The sequence below is a fragment of the Microbacterium sp. CGR1 genome (assembly GCF_051062835.1).
Taxonomy (GTDB): domain Bacteria; phylum Actinomycetota; class Actinomycetes; order Actinomycetales; family Microbacteriaceae; genus Microbacterium.
In genome coordinates, this window is sequence record NZ_JAOTPG010000001.1 from 1,765,575 (window position 1) to 1,781,951 (window position 16,377).

Consider the following 16,377-nt stretch of genomic DNA (forward strand, 5'->3'; position numbering starts at 1 on the left):
AGACATGCCCTAGACCTTCGTCTAGTATTTCGCGTTCGAAGCCCGGATTTCCGCGGTTCTTTAGGGCGAGTGCCGGTATATCTCTGACGCCGACAGTGCTCGCGAGTGCTCGTTCGTCAGGGCTTCGCGACGGATCGGGCGATCGGCAGACGTGCGGCCACGACCCACCGACCATCGACTTCTCCGGCACTGAACTCACCGCTCGCGCCGAGCACCCGCTCGGCCATACGGCCGATTCCGGTGCGACTGGAGGAGAGCTCACGCCGCGGCGTCACCGACAGGGGGCTGCTCACGGTCATCCGCGCCATGTCGTCGTCGACATCGAGTCTGATCTCGATCTCGCCGTGACCTGCGTACTTGAGGACGTTGGTGGCGGATTCGCGCATGATGCGCGCGAAGATGATCTCGGCCGCTCGCGGGATGCGCTCGTCCGCGGGGTCTCCGTCGAGCAGTACCGAGTGCCCGGCGGATTCGAATTCCTGCTTCGCCTCATCGATGGATGCGGCGAGGTCGCCGGTCGGCATGCCCTCGGAGCGAGGGCCGTCGTCGGCGAGGTCGATCACGAAGCGGAGATCGGTCATCGCCTTGCGGGCAGCGATCCTGATCGCCTCTTGCGAATCGGTGCTGGTGCGATCGTCGTCGAGCATCTGCACGTGCAACGACACCACGGTGAGGTGGTGCGCGATGCTGTCGTGCAGCTCGCCGGCGATCCAACGTCGTTCGGCGAGTACTGCTTGACGCTCCTGCTCGGCCTTCTCGGCCAGCTGCACTTCGAGGGTCCGCCCTCGGGCGAACGCGATGCGAAGTGCGAAGCCGACGGCGCCGGATACTGCGGCACCGACGAGGAAGATCGCGATGTTGAAGGCATCCCTCGAGTCGCCAGAGACGACCAGTGCGGATGCGAGAAGGAAGACACCGGCATAGGACAGGACCAAGGAGGTCCACCCCAGACGCACGATCAAGCCTGCCGCGAAAGCGGCGACCGTGAGCACCTGAGCTTCGATGCCGGGGATGAAGGAGAGTGCGAACACCACGCCGAGGGCGTATGTCGCGATCAGTGGGGACCAGAGATACAAGGCCAGGACCGCCGTGGATGCGAGCCCGATTGCCGCCGTCAGCGGCTCCAACCCCGGAGGGAGGAACAGTCCGACGAAGTCGAAGATGAAGATCGTCCCGATCACCACCAGTACGGCGATGCGTTCGATCGTGCTGAGCTTCTCGCCCTTGCCGAGTCGGGTGACGTCTGTGCGATCACCCGTCGAAAGACTTGAAGCCATACTTCAGTATCTCCTTTCCGCCAGATATATTAACGGTAGAAGCCGAAGAAGAGTCCAACCTGGTTCCAGAAAGACATAGAGATTCACCTCCTTTATTGCACTTTTGACTAGCGATGCATTCATCTTCTCGGTGATCTGCACGCCGCACATCTGCCTCTCGTCTAGACCTCACTAGCCAAAAGTCCAATACATCGCGTCTGAGGTCGCCCCCGGTTAGGCTTCCTGCATGTCGCAAATCCGTGTCGTGATCGTCGACGACGATCCCCTGGTGCGCTCCGCGCTCTCCCACTTCGTCTCGCGAGACCCCGAGATCACGGTGATCGCCGAGGCCGAGTCGGGGCTGGAGGGGATCGAGGTGGTGGAACGCGAGCGTCCTGACGTCGTGATGATGGACGTGCAGATGCCGGAGATGAACGGGATCGAGGCGACTGCCGTCATCAGCGAGCGCTGGCCGGAGATCAAGATCCTGGCCGTGACCACACTGGACGGCAGCGATACGGTGCTTCCGATGCTCAGCGCCGGCGCGTCCGGCTATCTGCTGAAGGACTCGAGCGCGGCCAGCATCCTCGAGGGCGTGCGCGAGGTGTACAGCGGTGCGAGCTCGCTGTCTCCGAGGATCGCGTCGTTGCTGATCAAGCATGTGCGCGACACCGAGCCGGTGGGCAGCGACGGCACCCTGGAAGTGCTCACCGAGCGTGAGCAGGAGGTGCTGCAGCGCCTGGCCCAGGGCATGTCGAACGCCGAGATCGCGCGGACGCTCATCGTCTCGGAGGGGACGGTGAAGGCTCACCTCGGTCGCATCATGTCGAAGTGGCATGTGCGCGATCGCGTGCAGATCCTCGTCACCGCAGCGCACGCCGGACTCGTCGAGTTCCGCTGAGTCGCTGAGCCCGTTGGCTCGCCTGCATCAGCTGAGGGCGGGTGCCAGCCGGTGAGGGCGGATGTCAGCCGGTGCGAGCGAGTGTCGGCGATCCGTGGCGCATCCGCGGGAGGCTGAGTCGTGGGGTGCGCCATCGCTGGTCGGGGTCCCACCACCGCGGACCCCGCACCTGCGGGACACCGGCATCCATCCGGATCTCCCATCCGGAGGCTCCGAGGGATCGGTGATGCCACCAACACAACGGCACACCGTTATCCGTATGCGTCGGCCCACCCCTCGCATGTTCCGTGACGTGATGGATCTCACACCACGACGCCGGCACATGACATCCGGGGATCAGGCATTCCTTGTCGCGGGCGATGATCGCTCGCCGTTGATGCACGGTGAAGACACGGTCGGTGGTCGTGATCCCGATGATCCGCCCCTCGTCGAACAGGACACGTTGGATCGTGCCGGTGCATCCGACGTGCGCGGCGACCGAGACCGGCACGTGGGCGCCGGACCCGGGGATCGTCGCCCACCCGCCATTCCCGTGGCTGCCGTGGGTTCCGGACGCGGCACTCCCGTGGTCGCCACTCCTTCCGGAGACAGCGGACCCGAAGGCAGCGCCAGCGCCGACGCCGTGACCGAGGGTGGCGAGGTCTTTCGCATCGACGTTCACGACGAGCACCGGCGACGACCCGCCGAGGGCGGGCATGTCCTTGTGACGGGCGGCGATCGCGAACACCATCGCCAGAGCGTCATGGCGCTTCTGCGCCGCCGTGCGATCATCGAGCACACACCGCGGATCCGAATTGAACAGATCCGCGTGCTCACCGTCTGCGCCGGCGTCGGCATCGATGTCGGTATCGGCGTCCGAAGAACTGGAGCCCGCACCTGCGTCGCCGGCACTGTCACCGTCGCCGTCGCTGGGCGTGAAGTGCACGCCGGGCATCGGGGGGCCGTCACCCTTGGGGTTGAGGATCGCGTCGAGGATCAGCTGCAGCTGCGCCGCGACGTCCGGGGTCAGATACCCCCGGATCGCGTGCACACCGTCCTTCAACCGACCGATCGTGATCCCGCGGCGACGCCGGGAGTCCTCGTCCTTGGGCTCTTCCCCGTCGGGGTCGAACATCGACGCGAGATCCTCCGCGAGAGCTTTCAAGTCCTGCACCGTCGGCGCAGGGCCCGACGCATCCGCCTCGAGATCCTCAGCATCCGCATCATCATCATCGACCACGATGCCGTGCCCGCGCGCACACCCTGCCAAGGCGACATCCGCCGCCAACCGTTGATCGACCGTGAGGCGATCCCACACCCGCTCGATCGGACCGGTCGCGGCGAGGAACCCCGCCACCCCGACCACCCCGTCCAGCAGCGCGAGCCGCAGCTCGGACCAGCGGGCCGGCATCCGCTCCCCCGCCAGACTCATCGGGCGTCGCACCAGATCGACGACCGTGTTGACCCGAGACGCTCCCCGCACGTCCACCCGCACCGTCCGCTGCAACAACTCGTTCAGGCCCCGGCACCCCGCCGAGTGCGGGAAGTCCACCGCATCACCCGTCGCGACCGTCTCCACGATCACCGCCTCGACCCGCCGGAACGCGGCCCCCGCGCCCTGCAACACCGTGATCCGGTCCGCATCGGTCAGCCCGGCGAGCGCGTCGTCGGACAGCACCGTGTCGAGGTCGGCGATGACCCGATCCAGAAGCTCCGCGGTGCTGTTCATACCCGCAAGTCAACACGGGACCACCGACATTCAAGACCCGAAACGACCGCGTTTTACCCCAGTTCAGAGGCGTATTCCAATCTCCCAGAATGACGCAGGTGGGCAGCGGGAGGGAGGGAGAACGGGGAGAGACCGGGAGAGTCTGCGCGAGACCGGCAGAGAGACCGAAAGGAGGGGTGAGACCGAGAGAGACTGCGCAAGACGGAGAGAGAGAACGAAAGGAAGGGAGAAACCCGAGAACCCGAACGGGAGAACAAGAGGGAGAACAACGGTCCGCTCCGCTCAGCCCCGCAACGATTCCGCCTTCAGGAACACATCCACCGCATCCTCGCTCTCGAGCACGAAGCCGTGCCTCTCATACAACCGCCGTGCAGGACTCCCCTGCAGCACGTTGAGACGAAACGGAAGCAGGGACCGCTGCTCCGACAGAACCTCCGCGAGCACCGCAGACCCCAGTCCGCGCCCCTGGGACCCCGGTGCCAGGTAGAAGTGCTCGATCCACACGGCGTCGGTCTCTGTCCGGACTGCGATGAGCCCGACATCCTCTCCGTCCACGACGATCACCCGCGTGTTCTCCGGAGCGAACGCATCGAGGAACCGCTGCCGCACGCGCACAGGGTCGTACCGGCCCAGGCGCTCCAGATCGGGTCGCATGACGATCGCCCGCAGCTCCGCCATCCACGGAGCATCCGACGGACTGCTCGCTCGAAGACTCCACCCGACTGACACAGCATCCATACAATCACCCGATTCACCTGACGCACTCCGCCGGCGTCCAGCCCCACGCGATGCGAGTCGCTACAGCGCGAGCAGAACGATCCCGGCGGCGACGACGGCGGATGCGGCGATCCGCCACCCCGGCCTGCTCTCCTTCAGCGCGAAGACGCCGAACAGCGAGACCAGCACGACGCTGACCTCGCGCAGCGGGGCGACGAGGGCGACGGGCGCGATCTGGATGGCGGTGAGCACGAGGATGTACGACAGCGGCGACAGGATGCTGAACGCCACGATGCGCCGCCACTGCGTGCGGCCGAGCGTGCGGACGGCCCCCCACCGGCCGCGCACGCCGATCGAGTAGAACGGGATCTCGAGCAGCATCGTGCCGACCATGAACGCGACGGGTGACAGGTTCCAGGTGCGCACGGCGTTCGCATCCCAGATCGTGTAGACCGCGATGGCGACGCCTGTGAGGAGGCCGAACAGGAGTCCAGGGTCGATGGCTCGCCGCGAACGGGACGAGCGTCCGCGGTCGACGAGCCCGATCGCGACCACTCCGAGGATGATCGCGCCGACCCCGACGAGCGCGAGGGCGGACGGGCGCTCTCCGAGCAGCAGGACGGCGACGATGACCGACAGGAACGGCCCCGTGCCCCTCGCCGTCGCATAGACCGTGGACAGATTGCCCTCGCGGTACCCGCGCTGCAGGACGGCCATGTAGATCACATGCAGCACGGCCGACACCCCGACGCCGAGCAGGAAGCCGCGCAGGTCATCGGTGCCGAGCCCGCCGGTGAACGGGATCACCCCGATCCACACGAGCGTGCCCCCGACGGCGCCCCACCACAGGAACGGCATACCGGCCTTGCTCACCCCGTGGGCGATCACGTTCCATGCGGCGTGGGTGACCGCGGCGGCGAAGACGAGAGCGAAGGCGAGAGCGGACATGTGAGACCCTTCCGTCCATCGCGAGGCGCGACGAACAGGGTCCTCCGGGCTTTTGTCCTGTCAGATGACGGCACCCCTGCGGAGGGACACCGTGGCGCCGCTCGGACCAGACGGGACGAACCCCGGAACCCTAGGCGCTATCGCGACTCACGGTACCCGGCGATGGTGACCGGCAGGTGAACAGCGCACGAGCACGAACCCCAATGCCGGATGCCGGATGAGCGATGAGGCGTCCGGCACGGGATCCGTGCCGGACGCCTCACATCGATTGTCAGCTCGACAGGCCCGCGGCTTCCCGCCGACGCACTCGCGAGATCAGCAGCACGAGCGCACCGATCGCGAGCAGCGCGAGTGCCCAGCCCAGACCGGTGATGACACCACCGGTCGTCGCGAGGACGTCGAGATCGACCGTCGTGGTGGCCGCGGCCGTGACGACGACCGTGCCCGCGGCACCGCTCACCGTCGCGACGTTCACGACCCGGCCGTTCGCGACATCGGCCGTCGTCAGCGTGTAGCCGATCGGGCCGCAGGCCGCGGTGTCACCGGGCGCGAGGTCGGGCACGTCGCACGCGAGCACCCCACCGAGCTTCGGGTCGTCGATCGCGATGGCCGTCAGCGTGCGTGCGCCGGTGTTCGTCACGGTGAAGCGGAACTGCACCATGTCGCCGGCATCGACCTTGCCGTTGCCGTTCGCGTCGGCATACTCGCCACCGGTCTTCGCGAGCGCGATCGCCGGCTGCACCTCGAGAGGAGTGACCACGATGTCCTCATCGGACGGCGGCTCCTCGTCGATGCCGGTGCCCGTGCCCGTGCCCGTCGCCGTGGCGGTGTTGATGATCTGCCCCGCGTCGATCTCGGCCTGAGTGATCACTGCGGCAGGCCCCGTGCACAGTGCAGATTCGCCGGGGGCGAGGTCGGTCGTGTCGCAGACGACGTCGCCGCTCAGGCGCGGATCCGACACCGAGACGCCCGAGAGCGTCGTCGTTCCCGTGTTGGTGACGGTGAACGTGTAGGCGATGGTGTCGCCGGCATCCGTCCGTCCGTTGCCGTTCGCGTCGACGACGGCCGCGGCCGACTTCAGCAGCGTGAGCGCATCGGTGCCGACCACGGTCACGTCGGCGTCATCCGTGCCCTCGGCGCTGCCGGCGACCGACTGGCCGGTCACCGTCGCGGTGTTGCGCACGATGCCGGCATCGACGTCATCCTGCGTGAGTACGTACTCGACGGGTCCGCAGTCGACGTCGTCGGTCGGCACGAGCGCGAGACCGTCGAGCGCGGGGCAGTTCACGACGCCGCCGAGCAGCGGATCGTCGAGGACGATGTCGGTCAGGACGGTCGTGCCGGTGTTGCTGATCCGGAACGAGTAGGCGATCGTGTCGCCGGCCCCGATCATCCCGTCGTCGTTCGTATCGACCGGCTCGCCCGGAGTCTTCGTCAGCGAGATGCCCGGAGTGCCCGCGAACAGCACCTCTGGGGAGGCGTCATCGCTCACGGCGCCCAGCGGTCCGGTGCCGGTCGCGGTGGCCGTGTTCGGACGGCTGCCGTTCTCGATGTCCGCCTGCGTGAGCGTGTAGGTGAACGGCCCGCAGTCGCTGGAGGCTCCGACGCCGAGCTCGCCGATCGTGCACAGCGCTCCGGCTCCGAGCAGCGGGTCGGTGATCTCCACGTCGCTCAGGGTCGTGTTGCCCGTGTTCCGCGTCGTGAAGGTGTAGTGGACCGTGTCACCGGCGCCGATGAACCCGTCGCCGTTCGCGTCCTGCACCAGGCCGACGTTCTTCTGCAGATCGATGCCTGCGGTCTGGTCGATGTCGGCGGAGGCGGATGCCGTGTCCGACACCGTCCCGACGGGGGCGTCGGCCGTGACCGAAGCCGTGTTGCGCACGACCCCCGCATCGATGTCGTCCTGGGTCAGCGTGTACTCGACCGGCGCACACGTCAGGGTTGTTCTTCACGACGATCGTGTAGGAGATCGGTCCGTTCACCGGGGCCGGGTTCGCCGAGCTCGTCTTGACGATCGACAGGTCGGCCGACGGCGTCACGACCACCGTCGAGGTGCCGGTGTTGTCGGACGGATCGGGATCGGGCGTCGGCGAGGTCGCCGTGGCGTTGTTGGTCAGCGTGCCGACCACGGTTGCGGTGGCCGTCACTGTCAGCGTCGCCGATTCGCCAGGGAGCAGTGTGCCGACGGTCCACTGGTGGTCGGCTGGCGACCAGATTCCCGCCGACGGCGTGGCCGAGGTGACCTCGAGTCCGGCCGGCGCGACCTCGGTCACGACGACGCCCGCTGCGGCGGACGGCCCGTCGTTGCGCACCGTGATCACGAAGCTCGCCACCCCTCCCAGCGGGATGCTCGGGGTCGACGTCGTCTTCACGACGCTGACGTCCGCGCTCGGGGTGAGCGCCACGTCGACACTGGAGGTGTTGTTCGTCATCACCGGATCGGGCGTCGCCGAGGTGGTGGTCGCCGTGTTGCGGATCGTGCCAGACGCGGTCGCCGCCCAGGTGCCGGTGATGTTCACCGCGGCCGTCGCGCCGGGCGCGAGATCGCCCACGGCGCAGTTCACTGACACAGCTGAACCCTGCTTTTCTCCCCCGAGGTCTCCCCGCATCGTTCCGAACGACACACCTCGCGCCTCGACCCTAGCTGCGGAGGCCGCTTGGATTCAGTCCCGTATCGAACGCCGATATCGGATCGATACCGGTATTCCAGTCAGATCGGACGTGTCGGACCGCCGGCGAGGGGCTTGCCGCGATCGACGCCCGACCGAGCCGATTACGATCGAAGGACCCCCTTCAGGAAGGTCGCTCATGCCCGTCACCCCGGATGCACTCGCCCACGCCGAGGACCTCGCCGACTTCGTCGCCGCCTCGCCCTCGAGCTACCACGCCGCCGCCGAGGTGGCCCGGCGCCTGGAGGATGCCGGATTCCTGCCCCTCGCCGAGGAGGACGCATGGGACGTCACACCCGGGGGCCGCTACCTCGTCGTCCGAGACGGCGCCGCCATCGCGTGGACCATTCCGGCGGATGCCACGGCCGTCACCCCCGCGCACGTGCTCGGCGCGCACACCGACTCCCCCGGCTTCAAGCTCAAGCCCCAGCCGACCACCGGGTCGAAGGGCTGGCTGCAGGCCGCGGTCGAGGTCTATGGCGGACCGCTGCTGAACTCCTGGCTCGACCGCGAGCTGCGCCTCGCCGGACGCCTCGCCCTCGCCGACGGCCGCGTCGTGCTCGCCGATACCGGCGCACTGCTTCGCCTGCCTCAGCTCGCCATCCACCTCGACCGCGACGCGAACAGCGGTCTGGCTCTCGACAAGCAGTTCCAGACACAGCCGGTGTGGGGTCTCGGCGACCCGACACAGGAGGACATCCTGGCAGAGCTCGCGGACTCGGCCGGCGTCTCGGCATCCGACATCCGCGGCTACGACGTCGTGATCGCCGACACCGCTCGCGGCGCGCTGTTCGGCAAGGACGACGCCTTCTTCGCCTCCGGTCGGCTCGACGACCTCGCCTCCGTGCACGCGGGAGTCGTGGCTCTCGAGGCCTTCGGCACCCCCTCGACCGGCCCCATCGCCATCCTCGCCGCCTTCGACCACGAGGAGCTCGGCTCCAACTCGCGCTCCGGCGCGGCAGGTCCGTTCCTCGAAGACATCCTGGGCCGTGTGTACGACGCTCTCGGCGCCGACGCCTCCGAGCGCCGCCGAGCCTTCTCGGCATCGTGGTGCCTGTCGAGCGACGTGGGCCACTCGGTGCACCCCAACTACGTGCACAAGCACGATCCCGTCGTGCAGCCCGTGCTCGGCTCGGGGCCGATCCTCAAGCTCAATGCCAACCAGCGGTATGCGACGGATGCCCTCGGCTCCGCCGCCTGGCGTGACTGGTGCGACGCGGCCGACGTCGTCACGCAGGAGTTCGTCTCGAACAACAACGTGCGGTGCGGGTCGACGATCGGCCCGATCACGGCGACGCGCCTGGGCATCCGCACGGTCGACGTCGGCATCCCGATCCTGTCGATGCACTCGGCGCGCGAGCTCGCCGGCGTCTCGGACCTGCACGACCTCGCCCGCGTCGCCCGAGCATTCTTCGCCGGCTGAGCCCTGCAGGGCATCCGCAGTGCCAGGATGATGGCATGACGGACATCAAGCCTGCTCTCATCGAGCGCGCGGGCATCGAGATCATCCCCGAATCCGAGCGCACGGCGAAGCCGAGCGACCTGTTCTGGCCGTGGTTCGCGGCCAACGTGTCGGTGTTCGGCATGTCGTACGGATCGTTCGTGCTCGGCTTCGGGATCTCGTTCTGGCAGGCGACCGTCGTGTCGGTCATCGGCATCGTCGTGTCGTTCCTGCTGTGCGGACTGATCGCGATCGCGGGCAAGCGCGGGTCGGCGCCGACCATGGTGCTCTCCCGTGCCGCCTTCGGCGTGCAGGGGCAGAAGGTTCCCGGCATCGTCTCGTGGCTGACGTCCATCGGCTGGGAGACGTTCCTCGCGATCATGGCCGTTCTCGCCACGGCGACCGTCATCACGCAGCTCGGCGGCGACGGCGACAGCATCGCACTGAAGATCACCGCTACCGTCATCGTCGCGGCTCTCATCGTGGCAGCCTCGGTGCTCGGCTATCACACGATCATGAAGCTGCAGTCGGTGCTCACCTGGGTCACCGGCGCCGTGACGATCCTGTACATCGTCCTCGCCGCGCCCAGCATCGACATCGCCGCCGTCATGGCCCGACCCGACGGCGGCCTCGGCCAGGTCATCGGCGCGCTCGTCATGGTGATGACCGGATTCGGCCTCGGCTGGATCAACATCGCCGCCGACTGGTCGCGCTACCAGAAGCGCACGGCGTCCGACGGGGCGATCGTCGTGTGGAACACGATCGGCGGCTCCGTCGCCCCGGTGATCCTGGTGGTTTTCGGTCTGCTGCTCGCCGGTTCGAACGATGACCTGTTCGCCGCGGTGCAGGCCGACCCGATCGGCGCGCTCGCGACGATCCTCCCCGTCTGGGTCCTGGTGCCGTTCCTGCTGACCGCCGTGCTCGCACTCGTCTCCGGCGCCGTGCTCGGCATCTACTCGTCGGGCCTCACGCTGCTGAGCCTCGGCATCCGGATCCCGCGTCCGTCCGCCGCGGCGATCGACGGTGTGATCCTGACTATCGGCACGATCTACGTCGTGTTCTTCGCCACCGACTTCCTCGGCCCCTTCCAGAGCTTCCTCATCACGCTGGGCGTGCCGCTGGCGTCGTGGGCCGGCATCCTGATCGCCGACATCCTGCGTCGCAAGAAGGACTACGACGAGGAGGCCCTGTTCGACAGCCGGGGTCGCTACGGCGCCTGGGACTGGACCTCGATCGGCACGATGGTGGTCGCCAGCGTGATCGGGTGGGGCTTCGTTCTCAACGGCTTCGCGGACGCGGCCCCCTGGAACAACTGGCAGGGGTACCTGCTCGGTCTCGTCGGCGGAGTCGACGGCGACTGGGCGTACGCGAACCTCGGGGTCTTCTTCGCGCTGGTGCTGTCTTTCGTCGTGACGTGGTTCGCCCGTGCCGGCAGGGTCCGTCGCCAGGAGCAGACGGCGTGACCCTCGACACCGCCCTGTCGAGGGAGGATCCCTGGTTGGTCGTGATCGACCCGCAGGCGATCTTCGCATCGCCCGACTCGGCGTGGGGGTCGCCGTTCTTCGGCGACGTGATGCCCCGCATCCGCGAGCTCGCCGACTCGTTCGGCGATCGGGTGATCGTGACGCGCTGGATGCCGACCGCAGACCGCTCGACGTCCTGGGGCGCGTACTTCGCGGCCTGGCCGTTCGCAGACCGGCCCGCAGATGATCCGCTGTTCGATCTGGTCCCGGACGCGATCGGTCTATCGCCGCATCCGACGCTCGATCTGCCGACGTTCGGCAAATGGGGCGGCATCGAGGCGATCGTAGGTCGCGGTGCCCATGTCGTGCTCGCGGGCGTCTCGACGGACTGCTGCGTCATCTCGACGGCGCTGGCCGCAGCGGATGCCGGAGCACACGTCACGGTCGTCGCCGACGCCTGCGCGGGGTCGACGGCCGAGAACCACGCGGCCGCGATGCAGGTGATGGGCCTGTATCCGCCGCAGATCACGATCAGCGACACCGCGGCGGTGCTCGCGGCGCGCTGACCGAACCGTCCTAGGCCGCGCGCACGGCCGCGGCGATGTCGGCGGGCGACCCTTTCCACGGCGCTCCGTGCCCGGGCAGCACCCAGGACGCCGAGACAGCTGCCAGCCTGTCGAGGGAGGCAAGCGCCCGTTCGGGTTCATCCGTGAACGGTGCAGGTTGCGCACCGACCCGCCCCGTCAGCACATGTCGGGTGGTCAGTGCATCGCCGACGAAGACCGCGTCCGCACCGGGAACGTGCACGGCGATGCTGCCGGGCGAATGCCCCGGCATCGCGATGACGACCGGGGATCCTGGCAGGTCGAGGACCTGCCCGTCCTCGACCTCGACGACCTCCGAGACGTGGCGTGTGCGCAGCGCGTTCTTGCGCACCCCGTACGCGAGGAAGCCCAGCATCGGACCGATCCTGGCCGGCCCCATCGGAGTCTTCGGCTTCTCCCCCGTGCGCACCCGGTGCGCATCCGCTGCGTGGATGAAGACCGGCACCCCCGCTTCGCTGCGCAGCCGCTCGGCGAACCCGATGTGGTCGCTGTCACCGTGGGTGAGGACGAGCCCTCGGACGTCGGACAGCGGGCGGCCGAGCTCTGCCAGCGTCCGCTGCAGGTCGTTCCAGTGCCCTGGTAGACCGGCATCGACGAGCGTGATCCCCTCGGGCAGGTCGATCAGGTACGACGCGACGATGTCGTTGCCGAGCCGATACAGGTGCGGTGCGAGCTTCATGACCGTTCCTTTCAGAGGACGATTGACGATGGCTACCTTACGTAGCTATCATGGCTACTGTCAATAGCCATGAAGGAGCTCAGGATGCCGACGCCCGAACGAACCTCACTGGTCGCGATCGTCGCCGCCGGCCGCGACATCCTCGAATCCGCCGGACCCGCGGGCCTCACGATGCAGGCGGTCGCAGAGCGCGTGGGTGTGCGGGCACCGTCGCTCTACAAGCGGATCCGAGATCGTGACGCGCTGATGACCGCGGTCGCGGAGGCATCTGCCGACGAGCTCACGAGTCGCCTCGAGAGCGCCGGTGACGAACTCGCCGCTCTCGCCGCCGTGTACCGCGGCTTCGCTCACGAGCATCCGGAGTCGTTCCGTCTGCTGTTCACCGCCGCAGCCCCCGAAGAGTCGCTGCATCGCACCTCCGTTCCGGTTCTGCGCGCCTGCGCCCACCTCGTCGGCCCCGAGCACGCGCTGGACGCTGCCCGACTGTTCACCGCCTGGGCGACCGGATTCCTGCAGATGGAGCTCGCCGGCGCCTTCCGTCTGGGCGGAGACGTGGATGAGGCGTTCGACTACGCGCTGGGCCGCATCATCGTCGGGCTGACCGCCGCCTGATCGCCGCCCTCACCAGGCGGTCCACGCCTTCCACAGCTCGGCGTACGGACCGGCCGTCGCGACGAGATCATCGTGGGTTCCGGACTGCACGACCCGCCCGTCGCTCATCACGAGGATCCTGTCGGCGGTCATGGCCTGACTCAGCCGGTGCGCGATCACGATGCCGGTGCGATCGCCGATCGCGCCCGACGACGCCTCGTCCAGCACCTCCGAGTCGGCAGAGCCCGCCTCGGCCGTCGCCTCGTCGAGGATCACGACGGATGCCGCAGACAGCGCCACCCGCACGAGGGCGAGGTGCTGGGACTGCCCTGGAGTGAGCGGATGCCCCGCCTCCCCGATCTCAGTGTCGAGGCCCTCGGGCAACCGCAGGATCCAATCCGCACCGAGCTGCATGATCACGGCCCGCATCCGCTCGTCGTCGGCATCGCTGAACAGCGCGAGGTCGTCTCGGACCGTGCCGGCGAAGACGTGCGGCTCCTGGCTGAGCATCACGACGGCATCGCGCAGGTCGTGCGGATGCCAGTGCTCGATGCCGATCTCGTCGTGGCGCACGACTCCCTCGCCCACAGGGAGCGCCCCGGCGAGCACGCGGGCGAGCGTCGTCTTGCCCGCGCCGCTCGCGCCCACGATCGCGATCCTCTCGCCGGGCGCGGCCGACATCGACACCGCGTCGAGGTCGCGCTGGTCGGGGCGGTGCGCGAAGCCGAGTCGGTCGACCTCGATCGCTCCCCGGCGCGCCACCGCGACCTCGGACGGCGACACGCCCACCTCGCGAGGATCGGGTGACGGCATGCCGATGACGCCGAAGAGGCGCGCGAGGCTCGCCCCGGCATCCTGCAGCTCGTCGATGCGGAACAGCAGAGCCCCCATCGGTCCGAACAGCCCGAGGAAGTACAGCGACGCGGCAGTCGCCGCACCCAGCTCGACCTGCCCGCCGGTCACCAGCAGGTAGCCGACCACGAGCACGGCCGAGAGCCCCACGAGCTCGGCGCCGTTCAGGAACACGTTGAAGTCGTTGCGCACCCTGGTGGCTCGCACTTCGAGTGCGATGGCCTGCTCACTCGCCTCGCCGATGCTCGCGAGATGCTGCTCCTCCGTGCGCAGAGCCCGGACCGTGTCGACTCCCCGCACGGCCTCGATCGTGCGCTGGCTGCGCTCGGCCACGACGACGCGGTGCTCGCGGTAGACCGGCGCCGAACGACGCAGGAACCAGCGGAGCGAGAAGTACTGGATGGGAGCTGCGACGAGTGCGGCGAGCGCGAAGCGCCAGTCCATGAGCCCCATACCGAGCAGGCTCAGCACGATGCTGAAGAGGGCCGAGAGGAACGCGGGGAGCGCCTCTTCGACGACCTGCCCGACCGCTCGCACGTCACCCGAGAGCCGCGCGACCAGGTCGCCGGTGCCCGCGGCCTCGATGCGCGCCGTCGGCTGCGCGAGCGCGGTGCGGAAAGCGGCCTCGCGGACCTCGCGGATCGTGCCCTGCCCGAGTCGTGCGAGCAGCACACGACCAGCCCAGGTCAATCCGGCTCCGGCCGCGATCGATGCGGTGAGCGCCAGGCCGAACGGCAGCATCGATGCGCCGCCGGCGACGATGTCATCGACCATCAGGCCGATGATCCACGGTGCGACGAGCGCGGCGCCGACGCCCGCGCACAGGGTCAGGACCGCGAACACGGCGAGTGCGCGTCGATGGCCGAGTGCGGCGAACAGGCCGCGGGCGGTGTCCCGACGCGACGCGATGGGCAGTTTCGAGTCGCTCATGCGCTCACTCCCCTCAGGTCGTGCACCCTGTGACAGCTCGACAGCAGGGACGCCCGGTCGGTCAGGAGAACGATCGTGCGACCCTCGGCAGCGAGACCCGCCGCCACCTGGGCCTCGGTGATCGGGTCGATCGCGGTGGTCGGCTCGTGCAGCACCAGCAGCCGTTGCGGCTGATGCAGGGCACGTGCGAGCAGCAGTCGCTGGCGCTGACCGCCCGAGAGCCGCAGCCCGCGCTCGCCCACCTTCTCATCGAGCCCGTCGGGCAACCGGTGCACGACCTCGTCGAAGGCCGCGGCTTCGAGGTGCGCGTGATCGATCCGCGCCGAGATGTTCTCGGCAGCGGTCCCGGTGAACACGGCCGCGTCGTGCGGCGGCGCGAAGACCTCGACGCGCAGCCCCTCGTGGCCGAGGTGGGTCGCATCGATGTCGCCTATGACGAGCTCGCCCGGCGCGGGCGCGCGGAGTCCGCCGAAGAGACGGGCCAGATCCACGATCCGGTCGGGGTCGGCACGGATGCCGGTCACCTGGCCCTGCGCGATGTCGATCATCGTGTCCTCGACCGCCAGGCGGGCGACGATCGCGGAATCGCCGCGCACTCGTGTGCCCGCCGCCGTGTGCCCGGTCTCCGAAGCCGGGGTCGCGACGGCATCCGTCACCGCGCCCGCCTCCGTCGAGAACTCCGCGATGCGGGTCGCCGATCCGTGCTTCGAGGCGATCTGCGCGGGCAGGTAGCCGAGCGACTGCAGGGGGCCGCGGATGGTCTGCGCCAGGCCAATCGCGGTGACGAAGCCACCGATCGTGATGACGCCGTCGAGCGCCAGCCAGCCGCCGAGCACAGCGATGCCGGTGAAGGCGAGACCGCTGATGAGCAGGTTCAGCGCAGTGAGACCCGCCGCGGCCTTCTCGGCGCGATACGCGGCCTCGGCGGCGACGGCACTCTCGGCGACGTAGCGATCGGCCGCTCGTGATGCGCCGCCGAGCGCGCCGAGAACCCTCAGGCCGGTGGCGAAGTCGGTGCTGACCGCATCGAGTCGTGCGGCCTGCTTCTGCGCCTCGTACCCTCGGCGTCGCAGTCCCCCGCTCACCAGGTGCACGAGCAGGGCCTGCACGAGCGTGCCGATCACGACGGCGACGGCGAGCGGCCAGGCGATCACGAGCAGGGTGATGCAGGCGACGAGCACGGCGGTCGCGGAGGCGGCCTGCTCGGCGATGACCCAGAAGAAGCCGGCCGTCTCCCCCGCGTCCGAGGAGGAGATCGTGAGCACCTCGCCGGCGGGCCGCCGGGTGCGACGGCGCAGCGCGAGACCGAGGATCCCCTGACGCAGCACATGCTCACCCTGCGCGTAGACCTTGGTGCCGGCCCGATCGCCGAGTTGCCACGAGACGATCAGCACCGCGAACACGACGACGAGGAACGCGAGCGCCCACCCGAGTGCCACCGGGTCGCCCGGCGCGATCGCGCGATCGATCACGACGCCGACCGCCACCGGGACCATCACCTCGGCGAGCTGATGTCCGCAGAATCCGGCGATCGAGACGGCGGCGCGGGCCCGACGGCCTCGCCCCCAGACGCCCTCGCGGAAGACCCCTCCGACGGTCGTGGTCACCGGAGCCTCG

The 16,377-nt window shown here is 68.7% G+C and carries 14 protein-coding genes; 5 read left to right on the top strand and 9 right to left on the bottom strand.

The features are described from left to right. Positions 1 to 116: 116 nt before the first annotated feature. Entirely contained in the window at positions 117 to 1,277 is a 1,161-nt protein-coding gene (locus tag OD997_RS08805) for a sensor histidine kinase (RefSeq protein WP_434331237.1), read from the bottom strand. A 226-nt stretch (positions 1,278 to 1,503) separates the two neighbouring features. On the opposite strand from OD997_RS08805, the gene OD997_RS08810 reads away from it, so the two are divergent. Continuing rightward, positions 1,504 to 2,157 (top strand): response regulator, encoded by a 654-nt coding sequence (locus tag OD997_RS08810; RefSeq protein WP_434331238.1) that lies wholly within the window; start codon positions 1,504 to 1,506, stop codon positions 2,155 to 2,157. A 64-nt stretch (positions 2,158 to 2,221) separates the two neighbouring features. Here OD997_RS08810 and OD997_RS08815 read toward each other — a convergent pair whose 3' ends face one another. The 5 genes from OD997_RS08815 to OD997_RS08835 all read right to left on the bottom strand — a co-directional run bounded on the left by OD997_RS08815 (position 2,222) and on the right by OD997_RS08835 (position 8,100). Then, positions 2,222 to 3,865: an HNH endonuclease signature motif containing protein gene (locus tag OD997_RS08815; protein WP_434331239.1), complete on the bottom strand. Its 1,644-nt coding sequence runs from the start codon at positions 3,863 to 3,865 to the stop codon at positions 2,222 to 2,224. A 282-nt stretch (positions 3,866 to 4,147) separates the two neighbouring features. Continuing rightward, positions 4,148 to 4,543: a GNAT family N-acetyltransferase gene (locus tag OD997_RS08820; RefSeq protein WP_434331240.1), complete on the bottom strand. Its 396-nt coding sequence runs from the start codon at positions 4,541 to 4,543 to the stop codon at positions 4,148 to 4,150. 120 nt (positions 4,544 to 4,663) lie between these two features. Further along, positions 4,664 to 5,530 (bottom strand): EamA family transporter, encoded by an 867-nt coding sequence (locus tag OD997_RS08825; RefSeq protein ID WP_434331241.1) that lies wholly within the window; start codon positions 5,528 to 5,530, stop codon positions 4,664 to 4,666. Positions 5,531 to 5,801: 271 nt separating this feature from the next. Continuing rightward, positions 5,802 to 7,367 carry a DUF7507 domain-containing protein gene (locus tag OD997_RS08830; protein ID WP_434332360.1) on the bottom strand — a complete coding sequence of 522 codons (1,566 nt, stop codon included), beginning with the start codon at positions 7,365 to 7,367 and terminating at the stop codon, positions 5,802 to 5,804. After that, positions 7,252 to 8,100 carry a hypothetical protein gene (locus tag OD997_RS08835; RefSeq protein WP_434331242.1) on the bottom strand — a complete coding sequence of 283 codons (849 nt, stop codon included), beginning with the start codon at positions 8,098 to 8,100 and terminating at the stop codon, positions 7,252 to 7,254. Before OD997_RS08835 ends, OD997_RS08830 begins: the two co-directional genes overlap by 116 nt. 238 nt (positions 8,101 to 8,338) lie before the next feature. Between OD997_RS08835 and OD997_RS08840 the strand changes: the two genes are divergently transcribed. Genes OD997_RS08840 through OD997_RS08850 form a run of 3 tightly spaced genes read left to right on the top strand, consistent with a single transcriptional unit; the run spans position 8,339 to position 11,669 of the window. Then, positions 8,339 to 9,622, top strand: coding sequence for a M18 family aminopeptidase (locus tag OD997_RS08840; protein WP_434331243.1), 1,284 nt, complete (start codon positions 8,339 to 8,341; stop codon positions 9,620 to 9,622). A gap of 35 nt (positions 9,623 to 9,657) precedes the next feature. Further along, on the top strand, positions 9,658 to 11,103 hold the full coding sequence (locus OD997_RS08845; protein ID WP_434331244.1) for a purine-cytosine permease family protein: 1,446 nt from the start codon (positions 9,658 to 9,660) through the stop codon (positions 11,101 to 11,103). After that, positions 11,100 to 11,669 carry a cysteine hydrolase family protein gene (locus tag OD997_RS08850; protein WP_434331245.1) on the top strand — a complete coding sequence of 190 codons (570 nt, stop codon included), beginning with the start codon at positions 11,100 to 11,102 and terminating at the stop codon, positions 11,667 to 11,669. The genes OD997_RS08845 and OD997_RS08850 overlap by 4 nt, the downstream gene beginning before the upstream one ends. A 10-nt stretch (positions 11,670 to 11,679) precedes the next feature. Here the strand turns inward: OD997_RS08850 and OD997_RS08855 are convergent, their stop codons facing one another. After that, positions 11,680 to 12,387: an MBL fold metallo-hydrolase gene (locus OD997_RS08855; RefSeq protein ID WP_434331246.1), complete on the bottom strand. Its 708-nt coding sequence runs from the start codon at positions 12,385 to 12,387 to the stop codon at positions 11,680 to 11,682. Positions 12,388 to 12,471: 84 nt separating this feature from the next. On the opposite strand from OD997_RS08855, the gene OD997_RS08860 reads away from it, so the two are divergent. After that, positions 12,472 to 12,999 (top strand): TetR/AcrR family transcriptional regulator, encoded by a 528-nt coding sequence (locus OD997_RS08860; protein WP_434331247.1) that lies wholly within the window; start codon positions 12,472 to 12,474, stop codon positions 12,997 to 12,999. A gap of 9 nt (positions 13,000 to 13,008) precedes the next feature. On the opposite strand, the gene OD997_RS08865 is transcribed toward OD997_RS08860, so the two are convergent. Together OD997_RS08865 and OD997_RS08870 are read right to left on the bottom strand one after the other, a co-directional pair. Beyond that, the gene (locus tag OD997_RS08865; RefSeq protein WP_434331248.1) at positions 13,009 to 14,760 is read right to left on the bottom strand and encodes an ABC transporter ATP-binding protein; all 1,752 of its coding nucleotides are present in this window, start codon (positions 14,758 to 14,760) and stop codon (positions 13,009 to 13,011) included. Next, on the bottom strand, positions 14,757 to 16,367 hold the full coding sequence (locus OD997_RS08870; RefSeq protein WP_434331249.1) for an ABC transporter transmembrane domain-containing protein: 1,611 nt from the start codon (positions 16,365 to 16,367) through the stop codon (positions 14,757 to 14,759). Before OD997_RS08870 ends, OD997_RS08865 begins: the two co-directional genes overlap by 4 nt. Positions 16,368 to 16,377: the final 10 nt, after the last annotated feature.

Coding starts and splice junctions, on each gene's coding strand:
- OD997_RS08820 (WP_434331240.1), bottom strand. CDS start 4,543: ATGGCGGAGCTGCGGGCGATCGTCATGCGACCCGATCTGGAGCGCCTG.
- OD997_RS08825 (WP_434331241.1), bottom strand. CDS start 5,530: ATGTCCGCTCTCGCCTTCGCTCTCGTCTTCGCCGCCGCGGTCACCCAC.
- OD997_RS08840 (WP_434331243.1), top strand. CDS start 8,339: ATGCCCGTCACCCCGGATGCACTCGCCCACGCCGAGGACCTCGCCGAC.
- OD997_RS08865 (WP_434331248.1), bottom strand. CDS start 14,760: ATGAGCGACTCGAAACTGCCCATCGCGTCGCGTCGGGACACCGCCCGC.
- OD997_RS08855 (WP_434331246.1), bottom strand. CDS start 12,387: ATGAAGCTCGCACCGCACCTGTATCGGCTCGGCAACGACATCGTCGCG.
- OD997_RS08845 (WP_434331244.1), top strand. CDS start 9,658: ATGACGGACATCAAGCCTGCTCTCATCGAGCGCGCGGGCATCGAGATC.
- OD997_RS08810 (WP_434331238.1), top strand. CDS start 1,504: ATGTCGCAAATCCGTGTCGTGATCGTCGACGACGATCCCCTGGTGCGC.
- OD997_RS08860 (WP_434331247.1), top strand. CDS start 12,472: ATGCCGACGCCCGAACGAACCTCACTGGTCGCGATCGTCGCCGCCGGC.
- OD997_RS08805 (WP_434331237.1), bottom strand. CDS start 1,277: ATGGCTTCAAGTCTTTCGACGGGTGATCGCACAGACGTCACCCGACTC.
- OD997_RS08815 (WP_434331239.1), bottom strand. CDS start 3,865: ATGAACAGCACCGCGGAGCTTCTGGATCGGGTCATCGCCGACCTCGAC.